The organism is Pseudomonas phoenicis, from assembly GCF_047302395.1.
Taxonomy (GTDB): domain Bacteria; phylum Pseudomonadota; class Gammaproteobacteria; order Pseudomonadales; family Pseudomonadaceae; genus Aquipseudomonas.
Window position 1 is genome coordinate 311,842 of record NZ_CP154852.1, and the last position, 13,601, is coordinate 325,442.

At 63.8% G+C, this 13,601-nt stretch carries 12 protein-coding genes; 5 read left to right on the forward strand and 7 right to left on the reverse strand.

Annotated features, from left to right (window positions below):
* Window positions 1-116: 116 nt before the first annotated feature.
* The 6 genes from AA0Z93_RS01585 to acs form a co-directional block, all read right to left on the reverse strand.
* Window positions 117-1,100, reverse strand: coding sequence for a GlxA family transcriptional regulator (locus tag AA0Z93_RS01585; RefSeq protein WP_413046693.1), 984 nt, complete (start codon window positions 1,098-1,100; stop codon window positions 117-119).
* Between the two features lie 100 nt (window positions 1,101-1,200).
* The gene (locus tag AA0Z93_RS01590; RefSeq protein WP_413046692.1) at window positions 1,201-1,965 is read right to left on the reverse strand and encodes an ABC transporter ATP-binding protein; all 765 of its coding nucleotides are present in this window, start codon (window positions 1,963-1,965) and stop codon (window positions 1,201-1,203) included.
* Between the two features lie 22 nt (window positions 1,966-1,987).
* Window positions 1,988-2,686: an ABC transporter permease gene (locus tag AA0Z93_RS01595; RefSeq protein WP_413046691.1), complete on the reverse strand. Its 699-nt coding sequence runs from the start codon at window positions 2,684-2,686 to the stop codon at window positions 1,988-1,990.
* On the reverse strand, window positions 2,683-3,372 hold the full coding sequence (locus tag AA0Z93_RS01600; RefSeq protein ID WP_413046690.1) for an ABC transporter permease: 690 nt from the start codon (window positions 3,370-3,372) through the stop codon (window positions 2,683-2,685). The genes AA0Z93_RS01595 and AA0Z93_RS01600 overlap by 4 nt, the downstream gene beginning before the upstream one ends.
* Window positions 3,373-3,464: 92 nt before the next feature.
* On the reverse strand, window positions 3,465-4,250 hold the full coding sequence (locus AA0Z93_RS01605) for an ABC transporter substrate-binding protein (RefSeq protein ID WP_413046689.1): 786 nt from the start codon (window positions 4,248-4,250) through the stop codon (window positions 3,465-3,467).
* Window positions 4,251-4,937: 687 nt separating this feature from the next.
* Window positions 4,938-6,899 (reverse strand): acetate--CoA ligase, encoded by a 1,962-nt coding sequence (acs, locus tag AA0Z93_RS01610; protein WP_413046688.1) that lies wholly within the window; start codon window positions 6,897-6,899, stop codon window positions 4,938-4,940.
* A 439-nt stretch (window positions 6,900-7,338) separates the two neighbouring features.
* Between acs and AA0Z93_RS01615 the strand changes: the two genes are divergently transcribed.
* Window positions 7,339-7,593 carry a DUF2790 domain-containing protein gene (locus AA0Z93_RS01615; RefSeq protein ID WP_413046687.1) on the forward strand — a complete coding sequence of 85 codons (255 nt, stop codon included), beginning with the start codon at window positions 7,339-7,341 and terminating at the stop codon, window positions 7,591-7,593.
* Between the two features lie 48 nt (window positions 7,594-7,641).
* Here AA0Z93_RS01615 and AA0Z93_RS01620 read toward each other — a convergent pair whose 3' ends face one another.
* Window positions 7,642-9,195, reverse strand: coding sequence for a sigma-54-dependent transcriptional regulator (locus tag AA0Z93_RS01620; protein ID WP_314490151.1), 1,554 nt, complete (start codon window positions 9,193-9,195; stop codon window positions 7,642-7,644).
* Window positions 9,196-9,452: 257 nt separating this feature from the next.
* On the opposite strand from AA0Z93_RS01620, the gene phhA reads away from it, so the two are divergent.
* From phhA to AA0Z93_RS01640, 4 genes are all read left to right on the forward strand, one after another.
* Window positions 9,453-10,238, forward strand: a complete 786-nt coding sequence (gene phhA / locus AA0Z93_RS01625; RefSeq protein ID WP_413046686.1) for a phenylalanine 4-monooxygenase — start codon at window positions 9,453-9,455, stop codon at window positions 10,236-10,238.
* Window positions 10,239-10,278: 40 nt separating this feature from the next.
* Window positions 10,279-10,635 (forward strand): 4a-hydroxytetrahydrobiopterin dehydratase, encoded by a 357-nt coding sequence (locus tag AA0Z93_RS01630; protein ID WP_296264439.1) that lies wholly within the window; start codon window positions 10,279-10,281, stop codon window positions 10,633-10,635.
* A gap of 171 nt (window positions 10,636-10,806) precedes the next feature.
* Complete coding sequence (locus AA0Z93_RS01635; RefSeq protein WP_413046685.1) at window positions 10,807-10,935, forward strand: hypothetical protein; 129 nt, start codon at window positions 10,807-10,809, stop codon at window positions 10,933-10,935.
* 473 nt (window positions 10,936-11,408) lie between these two features.
* Window positions 11,409-13,565 (forward strand): TonB-dependent siderophore receptor, encoded by a 2,157-nt coding sequence (locus tag AA0Z93_RS01640; RefSeq protein WP_413046684.1) that lies wholly within the window; start codon window positions 11,409-11,411, stop codon window positions 13,563-13,565.
* Window positions 13,566-13,601: the final 36 nt, after the last annotated feature.

Here is a 13,601-nt window from a genome sequence, read left to right on the forward strand (position 1 = left end):
ATGGGGCGGCGGTGCCGGCCCAGTGAAACCACCACAGATCCGACATGGGCCCATCGCCCGCATCAGAACCGTCGCCCAAGCGATCGCGACCGTTCGGAGCACCGAACCGGCCGCGCCTACAAACCTTTCTCCACCGGCGCCGAGCTGAGTTCGAAGGGGCTGTTGTTGCGCCGCTGATTACGGTCTTCGCGCGGGGTCGCGCCGAAGAAGTTGCGGTAGGCGCTGGAGAAATGCGGGCCGGACGAGAACCCGCACGACAAGCCGATCTGAATGATCGACTTGCTGGTCTGCATGAGCATCTGCCGCGCCTTGTTCAAGCGCAATTCGAGGTAGTACTGGCTCGGCACGCGGCTCAGGTACTGCTTGAAGATGCGTTCGAGCTGGCGCCGCGACACACACACGTGCTGAGCGATCTCGTCGGTGGTCAGCGGCTCTTCGATGTTGGCCTCCATCAGCAGCACCGCCTGGGTCAGCTTGGGATGGCTGGAACCCAGGCGATTCTGCAACGGAATGCGCTGCCGCTCGCCGCCCTCGCGGATGCGTTCGACCACCAGTTCTTCGGACACCGCGCCGGCCAGCTCGGCGCCATGGTCGCGCGCCAGCATCGCCAGCAGCAGGTCGATCACGGCCATGCCGCCACAGGCGGTCAGGCGGTCGCGGTCCCAGTCGAACAGGTGGCTGGTGGCGATCGCCTTGGGGAAGCGCTCGGCGAAATCGTCCTGCCAGCGCCAGTGCACCGCCGCGCGGTAACCGTCGAGCAGGCCCAGCATGGCCAGCGGATACACGCCCGCCGACAGCCCGCCCAGCGTGCAACCGGCGCGAGCCAGTTGCTTGAGCGCGCTGGACACCGCAGCGGTGATGGCCTGGGGCGGCTCATCGGCCAGCAGGAACAGCTTGTCGCACCCCTCCAGGCGCGCGCCCCACGGCTCGCCGGGCAGGCGCCAGGCTTGCTCGGGCGTCGCCTCGGCCTGCACGAACGTCAATTCGTAGCTCACCTCCGGATGCACCCGCTGGGCGACCTGCAACACCTCCTCGGCCAGGGCCAAGGTCAGCGGCCGGGTGCTGGGCCAGATGAGAAAACCGATACGCTGGGTGGTCATAGGGTGCGGTCCGAAACCTGAAGTCGGTCGAGTCTGAGGCGCCAAGGGTAGCCCAAAGGCGCTGCGCAGGATGCCCTATTCTGGTGCAAATCCGTAGCCCTTACTTCAAGCTGCCGGAAAGGAACTGCTTGAGCCGTTCCGACTGCGGATTGGCCAGCACTTCGCGCGGATGACCGGCCTCCTCCACCAGGCCCTTGTGCAGGAACAGCAGTTGGTTGGACACCTCACGGGCAAAGCCCATTTCATGCGTCACCACGACCATGGTGCGACCTTCCTGGGCCAGGCCTTGCATCACCTTGAGCACATCGCCCACCAACTCCGGATCGAGCGCCGAAGTGGGCTCGTCGAACAGCATCACTTCGGGCTCCACCGCCAGGGCTCGGGCGATGGCCACGCGCTGCTGCTCGCCACCGGACATGTGCCCGGGGAAGGCGTCCTTGCGGTGCGAGACGCCGACCTTGTTCAGGTAGTACTCGGCTTTCTCCAGCGCTTGCTTCTTGTTCACGCCCAGCACGTGCACCGGCGCCTCGATGACGTTCTCCAGCGCGGTCATGTGCGCCCACAGGTTGAAGTGCTGGAACACCATCGACAGGCGCGAACGCAGGCGTTGCAGCTGCTTGGCATCGGCGGCGCGCAGTGCGCCGTCCTTGCCCGGTACCAGCTTGAGCGCTTCGTCGTTGAGCAGGATCTGCCCGGCGTGGGGTTGCTCGAGCAGGTTGATGCAACGCAGGAAGGTGGATTTGCCCGAACCACTGGAGCCGATGATGCTGATCACATCGCCAGCCTTGGCGGCCAGGGACACGCCTTTGAGCACTTCATGGCTGCCGTAGCGCTTGTGCAGGTCTTGGACTTGAAGTTTGTACATGCTGTCGGTTCTCACAGAGCGTTCAGTGCTTGCGCGGCGCCAGGTAGCTGAGCCAGCGGCGCTCGGCCAGCTTGAACAGGCGTACCAGGATGAAGGTCAGGCACAGGTAGAACACCCCCGCCGTGATGTAGGCCTCGAAAGGCAGGTAGTACTGGGCATTGACGGTGCGCGCCGCGCCGGTGATGTCGATCAGGGTGACGATCGACGCCAGGCTGGTGGTCTGCAGCATCATGATCACTTCGTTGCTGTACTGCGGCAGCGCCCGGCGCAGCGCCGAGGGCAAGAGGATGCGGCGGTACATCTTCAGGGTCGACATGCCCATGGCCTTGGCCGCCTCGATCTCGCCATGGGGCGTGGCCTTGAGGCTGCCGGCGATGATCTCGGCGGTGTAGGCGCTGGTGTTGATGGCGAACGCCAGGCAGGCGCAGAAGGTCGCGCTCGACAGCCAGGGCCAGAACAGGCTTTCGCGCACCGCTTCGAACTGCGCCAGCCCGTAGTAGATCAGGAACAGCTGCACCAGCATCGGCGTGCCACGGATCACGTAGGTGTAGAGCCAGGCGACGAAGTTGACCGCAGGCTGTTTGGAACAGCGCATCAGGCCCAGCGGAATCGCCGCCAGCAGACCGAAGAACAGCGAGATCGCCAGCAATTGCAAGGTGGTCAGCAGGCCATCGAGGTACAGCGGCAGCGCCTGCCCGATGACCGAGTAGTTGAAGATCATAGTTCCACCACTTTGACGCCCACCGAGTAGCGCCGTTCGAGGTACTTGAGCGCCAGCAGCGAGACACTGGTCAGCACCAGGTACATCGCCGCCACCGCGAGGAAGAAGGTGAAGGGTTCGCGGGTGGCGTCGGCCGCCTGCTTGGCCTTGAACATCATGTCTTGCAGACCGACCACGGAAATCAGCGCGGTGGCCTTGGTCAGCACCAGCCAGTTGTTGGTGAACCCCGGAATCGCCAGGCGGATCATCTGCGGCACCATGATGCGGAAGAACACCTGGCGGTTGCTCATGCCATAGGCCACGCCCGCTTCGGCCTGACCCTTGGGAATGCCGAGAAACGCACCACGGAAGGTTTCCGACAGGTAGGCACCGAAAATGAAGCCCAGGGTGCCGATACCGGCGGCCATGGGGTTGAGGTCGATGTAGTCGTCATACCCTACCAGCGGCGCGACCCGGTTGATGATGTCCTGACCGCCATAGAAGATCAGCAGGATCAGCACCAGGTCGGGGATACCGCGGACCACCGTGGCGTACAGGTCGCCGAGCCAGGCCAGCCAGCGCACCGGCGACAGGCGCAACGCCACGCCGATCAAGCCGAGCACGATGGCCAGGGCCATCGACGACAGGGCCAGCTGCAACGTCAGCCAGGCACCGTCGAGGATGACCGCCCCGTAGCCTTTCAACATGTTTGGAATTCCTCACGGCTTAGAAAAGAAAAATGGTGCAAACCACAGACCTTCTGCTGTTTGCACCATTGCACGGGCGACGCCCTTTTTGATTACTGGGCGTCTGGACCGTAGATGTCGAAGTTGAAGTACTTGTCCTGGATCTTCTTGTACTCGCCGTTGGCGCGGATGGCGTCGATGGCGGCATTGATGCGCTCGCGGTTGGCGTCGTCGCCCTTGCGTACGGCGATACCGACACCATCGCCGAAGTATTTCACGTCGGTGAAGGACGGACCGACGAAGGCGTAGCCCTTGCCGGCGTCGGTTTTCAGGAAGCCGTCTTCGAGCAGGGTGGCATCGGCCACGGTGCCGTCGAGGCGACCGGCGCCGATGTCCAGGTAGATTTCGTTCTGGGTGCCGTAGGGCACGATGGTGGCCCCTTTGGGCGCCAGCACTTCCTTGGCGAAGCGGTCGTGGATCGAGCCGCGCTGCACGCCGATCTTCTTGCCCTTGAGCTCGGCCAGGCTGTCGCTGACGGTGGTGCCCTCTTTCATGGCCAGGCGGGCCGGGGTCAGGTAGTAGCGTTTGGTGAAATCGACCGATTGCTTACGATCGTCGGTGATGGACATGGACGACAGGATCGCGTCGATCTTGCGCACCTTGAGCGCTGGGATCAGGCCGTCGAACTCTTGCTCGACCCAGGTGCATTTGGCCTTCATCTGCGCGCACAGGGCGTTGCCGATGTCGTAGTCGAAGCCGGCGATGCTGCCATCGGGCTGCTTGAAGGCGAACGGTGGGTAAGCCGCTTCGATGCCGATCTTCAACGGTTTCTCGTCGGCGTGCGCTACCAGGGACATCATGGACAGCGCCAAGGCGCCGAACAGGGCAAGTTTCTTCATCAAGTAACTCCATCGGTACGAGGCAATGCACGACAGCCCAGGACGACTGGGCATGCCAATGAGTACAGCGCGAGCCACGGGCATCGACCAAAGTCGCAGACCACGAGCGATCAGGGGGCATTTTAACGACAGAGCGAGAGACGATGTTGCGTTCAGGCGACAACTACGTACAGATGCGCTCAAAATAGCAGCAGCTGCAGTTGACAGGGGAAGCCAAATATGCTCGAAAACCCATGTAGGAGCGGCTTCAGCCGCGATGACCGGCAACGCCGGCCCAATGCCCGTCACGCCAAACGACAAGAGTCATGCAGCGCCTGAATCAGGGCTGCTTCGCAGCCCATCGCGGCTGAACCGGTGCGCCGGCCGGCCGCTCCTACAGTGCCTGCCGGCCGTGCATCCATCGGCTAGCAATAAGCGGACCTATTATTCGCAAAGCCAGGTAATACGGCAAGTCTAGCGGGGTGTGTTTACCTGCCAAACCTATCGCTGCTCCATGGAGGTGCCGCGTCTGTTTCGCGATGCCTCGCACGGGCACGGGGGCAGGCTCGGCGTGCGAACGGCGGTGTCCGCCGAAGTAACGCCACGCAAAGAAAACCCCGCCAGACATCGGCGGGGTTCAGCAGAGCGCCGACAGCCGACGCCAAACGGATCAGACGCCGGCCAGGCCCACAGACCTGGGCATGTCGATCAGGCGCTGGCCCGGCCCATCGACTTGTGCGTGTCGATCAGGTGCTGCACCACGCCCGGATCGGCCAGGGTGGAAATGTCGCCCAGCGCGTCGTATTCGCCCGTGGCGATCTTGCGCAGGATGCGCCGCATGATCTTGCCCGAGCGGGTTTTCGGCAGGCCCGGCGCCCACTGGATGACATCCGGCGAGGCGATCGGGCCGATCTCCTTGCGTACCCAGTTCTTCAGTTCCAGGCGCAGTTGCTCGCTCGGCTCTTCGCCTGCATTGAGGGTGACGTAGACGTAGATACCCTGCCCTTTGATGTCGTGCGGCACACCGACCACCGCAGCCTCGGCCACTTTGCTGTGGGCGACCATGGCGCTTTCGATCTCGGCGGTGCCCATGCGGTGGCCGGAGACGTTGAGCACATCGTCGACGCGACCGGTGATCCAGTAGTAGCCGTCTTCGTCGCGCCGTGCACCGTCGCCGGTGAAGTACATGCCGCGGAAGGTCTTGAAATAGGTGTCGACGAAACGGTCATGGTCGCCATACAGCGAGCGCGACTGGCCCGGCCAGGAGTCGAGGATCACCAGGTTGCCCTCGGCGGCGCCTTCGATGAGGTTGCCGAGGTTGTCCACCAGCGCCGGCACCACCCCGAAGAACGGTTTGGTCGCCGAGCCCGGCTTGAGCGCGGTGGCGCCCGGCAGAGGGCTGATGAGGATGCCGCCGGTCTCGGTCTGCCACCAGGTGTCGACGATCGGGCAGCGCTCCTTGCCAACGGCCTTGTGGTACCAGTTCCAGGCCTCCGGGTTGATCGGCTCACCCACCGAGCCCAGCAAGCGCAGGCTGGAGCCGTCGGCGCCGGCCACGGCGGCCTCGCCTTCGGCCATCATGGCGCGGATGGCGGTGGGCGCGGTGTAGAGGATGTTGACCTTGTGCTTGTCGACGATCTTCGACACGCGGGTGATGTCCGGGTAGTTCGGCACGCCTTCGAACAGCAGCGTGGTGGCGCCGTTGGCCAGCGGGCCGTAGACGATGTAGCTGTGGCCGGTGATCCAACCCACGTCGGCGGTGCACCAGTACACCTCGCCCGGCTTGTAGTCGAAGACCTTCTCATGGGTCAGCGCAGCGTAGACCAGGTAGCCCCCGGTGGTGTGCTGCACGCCCTTGGGTTTGCCGGTGGAGCCGGAGGTGTAAAGGATGAACAGGGTTTCCTCGGCACCCATCTCCTTGGGCAGGCACTGGCTGGAGGCCACTTTCATCAGGTCTTCGTACCAGATGTCGCGGTGCTGGTGCCAGGCGATGTCGCCGCCGGTGCGCTTGCAGACGATGATCTTCTGTACGGTCGAGGTTTCCGGGTTGGTCAGGGCCAGGTCGACGTTGGCCTTGAGCGGCGTACGACGGCCGCCGCGCACGCCCTCGTCGGCAGTGATCACCACTTTCGAGCGGCAGTCGATGATGCGCCCGGCCAAGGCTTCGGGCGAGAAGCCGCCGAACACCACCGAATGGATCGCGCCGATACGGGCGCAGGCCAGCATGGCCACCACTGCTTCGGGGATCATCGGCATGTAGATGGTCACCACGTCACCGCGGTGCACGTCCTGGCCGCGTAGGGCGTTGGCGAACTTGCAGACGTCTTCGTGCAGCTCGCGGTAGGTGATGTTGCGGTGGTCGGCGGGGTCGTCGCCTTCCCAGATGATCGCGACCTGGTCGCCGCGCGCTTCGAGATGGCGGTCCAGGCAGTTGTAGGAAACGTTCAGAGTGCCGTCGGCGAACCATTTGATGTCGACATGGTGGTCGTCGAAGGAGGTCTGCTTGACCTTGGTGAAGGGCTTGATCCAGTCGAGGCGCTGGGCCTGCTCACGCCAGAAACCCTCCGGGTTGATCACCGACTGCTGGTACATGGCCTTGTAGGTGGCCTCGTCGGTCAGGGTGGTGGCCGCTACGTCGGGGCGAACGGGATACAGTGAAGCCGCACTCATCTCTGATACCTCGGTTTAATAGTTGTTTTTGTATGGAACCGTTGTAACCGTACCAGAACGGACGCGGCCATTCGACGATGGTAGTAGCGCCGCCGGCCCATCCTGCCGAGCGGCGATCTGAAGTGCTGGGCGTTGTATCGCTGCGCCCGACTGCCAGGGACGTGGTAATGGGCAAGCCATCTGGCCCGCGCATTCTTGTAAAAAGACGAACACTCTTTATCACGATTCGCGCTGTTTCCGCCCCCGCCCCGCGCCTAGACTTTCTCTCGCCAGCAATGGCATCGAGATTGACACCAGCGACAGCCCCCACGAAGGCCGTGTCGATTGCGAGAAACTTCCAGCCACCCTGCCCGACGCAGCGTTACGACGCTGCGCGAGCCCCTGCGACTTGCAACTTCCAACTGTGCAACTTGCTATCCACTTGATAGGTAATCCGAACATGAAATATCTATTGGCAATGCTTCTGTGCAGCGCCACTGGCGTAGCCATGGCCGACGATACGGACGCCCCTGCGCCAGCCCCGGTCGAAGCCTACAGCTACGCCCAACACCTGGACATCGCCCACGTGCTGTCGGTCAGCGAAGTACCCAACGTGTGCGCCGTGGTCCCGGCACGCATGACCTACGAAGACTCCCAGGGCCAGCGGCACGTGCTCGAATACCGCGTCATGGGCAACGGTTGTTCCAACGGCTGACCACCCGCGCCAAGCCTGTACATGAGGCCGCCTGGCGGCCTTTCGGGCTCAGCCTTTGTTCAAACCATGGTCACGCAACTTGTTGGCGATGGTGGTGTGGGAAACACCCAGACGCTTGCCCAATGCACGGCTACTGCCATGTTCGGCCGATAAGTTCTGCAACACCGCCTTTTCGAACCTGCCGATGATATCGGCCAAACTCCCTTCCAGTGAAAACTCGCCCAATGGTTGTCGCGCGCCATAATCGGGCAAGCGTATATGTTCGGCTTTTACCGTGCCGCCTTCACATAATGAAACGGCCTGGAACATGACGTTCTCAAGTTGCCGTACATTACCCGGCCACTGGTAATGGGCCAACTTGTCCATGGCCGCTGGAACGACCTTGGGCAACGCGCAACCGATCTGCCGACTGGCCTGATCGAGAAAATGTTCGACCAGCCCCGGCAACCCGTCCAGGCACTCGCGCAGCGGCGGTATGTGCAACGACAGCACGTTGAGGCGGTGGTACAGGTCCTGGCGGAACTCGCCGCGCGCGCACAGCTCGGACAGGTCCACTTGCGTGGCGCAGATCACCCTGACGTCGAGGTATACCTCGTCGTCGCTGCCGACCCGGCGAAAGCAGCCGTCTTGCAGGAAGCGCAGCAGCTTGACCTGCAAGCGTGCGCTCATTTCGTCCACCCCATCGAGAAACAGCGTGCCGCCTGCGGTCAGCTCCAGCAGACCGAGCTTGCCCTCGGCGCGCGCGCCTTCGAACGCGCCCGGGCCATAGCCGAACAGTTCGGTCTCGGCCATGGACTCGGGCAGACCGGCGCAGTTGAGCGCCATCAGCGGCGAGGCTCCGCGCGGGCTGGCCAGGTGGCAGGCACGGGCCAGCAGTTCCTTGCCGGTGCCGGTCTCGCCCTCGATCAGCAGCGGTGCGTCCAACGGCGCCATGCGCCGCGCCTCGCGCACCACGGCGGCCATCGATTTCGAACTCTGGAAGATGCTGTCGAAGCCGCGCAGCTCCTGCTTGCGCACGCTATAGATGCGCTCGCCGATGCGGTCGGCGCGGTGCAAGGTCAGCACCGCGCCGGCCAGGGCTTCGCTGTCGTCGTGCTCCGATTGCAGCGGCGCGATGTCGGCCAGGAACACATCGCCTTTGACCTGTACGCGCAGGCCGTTGATGCGCGATTTGTTCGAACGCACCAGCTCCGGCAGATCGAAATCGTCCATGTAGCGCGACAGCGGCAGGCCCGGCACTTCGTCGACGCGTACGCCGAGCAGCTGCGCGGCGCTGCGGTTGGCCGCGACGATGCAGCCGGCCATGTCGATCGACAGCACTGGAAACTCCAAGGCGCCGAGCAGCGCATTGAGCTCCATGTGCCGGCGCTCGCTCGGCATCAAGCCGACGCGCTTGACCCCGAAGACCCCGCCGATGGCCTCGAACTTGGGCCGCAGGGCCTGGAACTGCAGGTTCATCAGGTTCGGGCAATGCAGGTAGATGGCGTTGCCGTGGTCGCCGCCGACTTCGCCGCGCAGCACGTTGATGCCGTATTCGACCAGCAGGTTGAGGATGTCCCGCAGGATGCCGATGCGGTTCTGACAGTGCACTTTGATACGCATGTTCGCTCTCGCGGCGCCGAAAAACCAAGCGCAGACGCCAAATAGTTGTAAAGAAAACCTGACAAAAACGACGATGCACGCCGCTTCAAGTCGGTGATTTTCCAATGCGAGGCTGGATTTGTAAAACCTGCGTTACGAAAATCGCCTTGCGCTCGGCCATGTCGACTTCTGCACCCCACCCTTTGCCGCTTGCCGTGCGCTACAACTGCATCCATGTGCAGTCCACAACAATAAAAAGCCCTCAGCAGGAGAGCGCCATGAAACAGACGCATTACGTGGCCCGCGAGCCCGACGCCCAGGGGTTCATCCACTACCCGCAAGAAGAACACGCGGTGTGGAACACCCTCATCACGCGGCAAATGAAGGTGATCGAAGGGCGCGCCTGCGATGCCTTCTTCGACGGCCTGGAGCAACTGGCCTTGCCCACCGAGCGCATCCCCCAGCTCGGCGAAGTCAACCGGGTGCTCGACGCCACCACCGGCTGGCAGGTGGCAAGGGTGCCGGCCCTGATCCCCTTCCAGACCTTTTTCGAGCTGCTGGCCAGCAAGCGTTTTCCGGTCGCCACCTTCATCCGCACGCCCGAAGAGCTCGACTACCTGCAAGAGCCGGACATCTTCCATGAGATCTTTGGCCACTGCCCGCTGCTGACCAATCCCTGGTTCGCCGAATTCACCCACGCCTACGGCAAGTTGGGCCTGGCGGCGAGCAAAGAACAGCGGGTCTACCTGGCGCGGCTGTACTGGATGACCATCGAATTCGGTCTGCTGGACACGCCCCAAGGCACGCGCGTGTACGGCGGCGGCATTCTGTCTTCGCCCAAGGAAACCCTGTATGCGCTGTCGGGCGAGCCCGAGCATCAGCCGTTCGACCCGATCGAGGCGATGCGCACGCCCTACCGCATCGATATCCTGCAGCCGGTGTACTTCAAGCTGCCGAGCCTCAAGCGCCTGTTCGACCTGGCCCATGAGGACGTCATGGGCATGGTCGCGCAGGCGACCCAACTGGGCCTGCACCCGCCTAAATTCGCACCCAAGGCCGCCTGAACGTTTTTGTCGCCCCCCTTCGATTCGAGGACACGTTTTCATGACCACGTTGAACCAGAACCACTGCGTCGCCTGCAGCGCCGACGCCCCCAAAGTCAGCGACGACGAGCTGGCCGAACTGATCCGTGAGATTCCCGACTGGAACGTCGAGGTACGCGATGGGCACATGGAGCTGGAGCGGGTGTTCCTGTTCAAGAACTTCAAGCATGCCTTGGCCTTCACCAATGCCGTGGGTGAGATCGCCGAAGCCGAAGGCCATCACCCGGGCCTGTTGACCGAGTGGGGCAAAGTGACGGTGACCTGGTGGAGCCATTCGATCAAAGGGCTGCACCGCAACGACTTCATCATGTGCGCGCGCACCGATCAGGTGGCGCAGGGGGCCGAGGGGCGCAAATAGGCCCGTGCCGTGCGCCCACGGCGAATGCATCGACATGCCGAGCCGTCGCTGCTACCTGATCCGGGGCGATTTCCTACGAACTGTCATACCCAGTCCTGTATCCTGCGCGAGCTGCGGTGTGCTTGGGGCATGCTGCGGCGTCCGTTCACCCCACTTGCGAGGACACTCGAGATGCATGAAATCCCGAACTTCCCCTTCCCAAGCCTGAACCCCGAAGAACCGACCGTTACCGTCCATGCCGAACCGACGCCCGCCGTCGAGCAGGACGACGACGAACGCTCCAGCGCCGACCAGGACTGACCGCGCACCTGCCCGCAGTGTGAAAACGGCTGAGCTGGATGCAGCGGCCTTTCGGCACGTTTTCACACCGTCCTGCGTCGATCCGCCTGGCCCATGCTTTCATCTGGCTGGTGCGCCAGCCGGCCCTGTCGCCCTGAAGGCCCATTGGACGGGCACTCACCGCACGCGTCCTCCCGACACCCCACGCCGAATTTCCCTGCGTCTGGTTCGTCATTACCTCTGATTGCACTGGAATGCCCATGCCCGCCCACAACTGGTAGGCTGTCGCGCGCAAAAAAGGCGCAATGCCCCAATGCCAGTCAGTTGAGCAATCGAGGCCGCTCAGCGAGCCATCGCGGCGCTCCGGTCAGCTGCGATGGGCTGCAAAGCAGCCCCAGTGAACACCCCTTCGACCTCATCGAGTTGCATTGCGCTATGCCCTGCCCGAACCCATCCCTGCCGCGTCGACTTCGCGACCGCCCTTAGGAGCCTGCATGCCTTCGCCCCACCCTCGCCTGCCGTTGAGCCTGTTGGCCTTGAGCATGGCCCTGCCCGCCAGCGGACTGGCCGAAGAACGTGTGCTGCTGGCCCCCGTGGAAGTGTCCGACGTGGCCTGGCAAGCGGGCTACCAGGCCAGCGAAGCACAGATCACCGGCCCCCATGCCGCGCCGCTGCTGGACACGCCGGCCTCGGTCAGCGTGTTCACCCAAGCCCTGCTGCAAGACCGCCAGGTGCGCCAGCTCAGCGAAGTGCTGCACAGCGATGCCTCGGTCGGCGAGAGCTACGCGCCCATCGGCTATTACGAGAACTTCAACGTGCGCGGCTTCACCCTCAATGCCGCCAACAGCTACCGTCTCAACGGCCAGACGCTTGCCGGCGAGCAGAACGTCGCTCTGGAAAACAAACAGCAGGTCGAGTTGCTCAAGGGGCTGTCCGGCCTGTACAGCGGCGTGTCCGCACCCGGCGGGTTGATCAACTACGTCAGCAAGCGCCCGGAGGACGTGCGCAGCGTCACCGTGTCGAGCAACGAACAGGGCGAGCGTTACCTGGCCACGGACCTGGGCGGCTGGTTCGGCAGCGAGCGGCAGTTCGGCCTGCGCGCCAACCTGGCCCACGAGGACATCCGCAGCTACGTCGACCATGCCGACGGCCAGCGCGACTTCGCCTCGCTGGCGTTCGACTGGAACATCGGCCCCGACGCCACCTTGCAGCTGGACGCCGAATACCAGCAGCGTGAGCAGCGTTCGGTGCCGGGCTATCAGTTGCTCGGCGGCAGCGCCCTGCCCCACGGCGTCGATCCGAGCGATCGCCTGGCTTACCAGGACTGGGCCAAGCCGGTCAAAAGCGATGCGCTGAACCTGGGCGGACGCTTCGAGTACCGCTTCGACGACGCCTGGACCGGTACCCTGAGCGCCTCGCGCAGCGAAGTGGTGATCGACGACTACAGCGCCTTCGCCTGGGGTTGCTATGGCGCGGCGAGCTGCGCCGAGCAAGCGCTGCCCAACCACTTCAGCCCCGAAGGCGACTACGACATCTACGATTTCCGCAGCCCCGACGACACGCGCCGCGTGGTCGAGGCGCAGGCCACTCTCAATGGCCGCTTCAAGGCATTGGGCATGGACCACAACCTGACCCTGGGCACCAGCGCCCAGCGACGCACCCTCGACCAGCGGCCCACCTACAATGAATTCGTCGGCAGCGGCAACATCGGCCAAGACGCGCCGTTCTGGCCCGCTTCCACTATGGCGCTGCAAGACAGCGAGCGACGTCTGGACAGCCGCCAGTACGGCGTATTCTTCAATGACACGCTGAGTTTCGACGAACACTGGCAAACCGTGCTCGGCGCACGCGGGGTGCGCCTCGACGAGCGCACCTGGGACGAAAGCGGCGCTGCGGGCCGGCACACCCAGCGCTACGAACTGTTGCCCAACGCCGCCGTGTTGTACAAGCCGGCACCCGACACCACCTTCTATGTCAGCTATGGCAAAGGCCTCTCCGCAGGGGGGACGGCACCGTGGTTCGCCAGCAATGCCTCGCAAATCCTCGCCCCCACCCTTTCGCACCAGTACGAGATCGGCGCCAAGCAGGACTGGCGTGGCATGAGCTTCACCGCCGCGTTGTTCCAACTGCGCCAGGCCTACCAATACAGCCGCCCGGACGGCGACGGCCGGTTCACCTACGTGCAGCAGGGCCAGCAGAAGAACACCGGCCTGGAACTGGGCGCCAACGGCCAGGCCACTTCGCGCTTGCAACTCCAGGCCAGCGTCGCTGCCATCCGCGCACGGGTCAGCGGCAGCGGCAGTGCCGAGTACGAAGGCCATCAGGCGTTGAACGTACCCAACCTGCGCGCGGCGCTGTACGCCGACTACAGCTTGCCGGTGCCGGGCCTGGCTTTGCTGGGCGGTGCACGCTATAGCGCCAGCAAGTATGCGGATCGTCTGGGCGAGGTGTCGGTGGGCGGGTATACGGTCTTCGATGTGGGCAGCCGCTACAGCACGCGCATCGGCGGCTACGACACCGTGCTGCGCCTGACCGTCGACAACCTGTTCGACAAGCGCTATTGGCGCGATGTGGGGGATTATCTGGGCGACGACTACCTGTTCCAAGGCGCGCCGCGTACGGCACGGGTTTCGGCGTCGGTGAGTTTCTGACAAGCGCCCATGCGCAGAAAAAACGCGGCCCCCGCT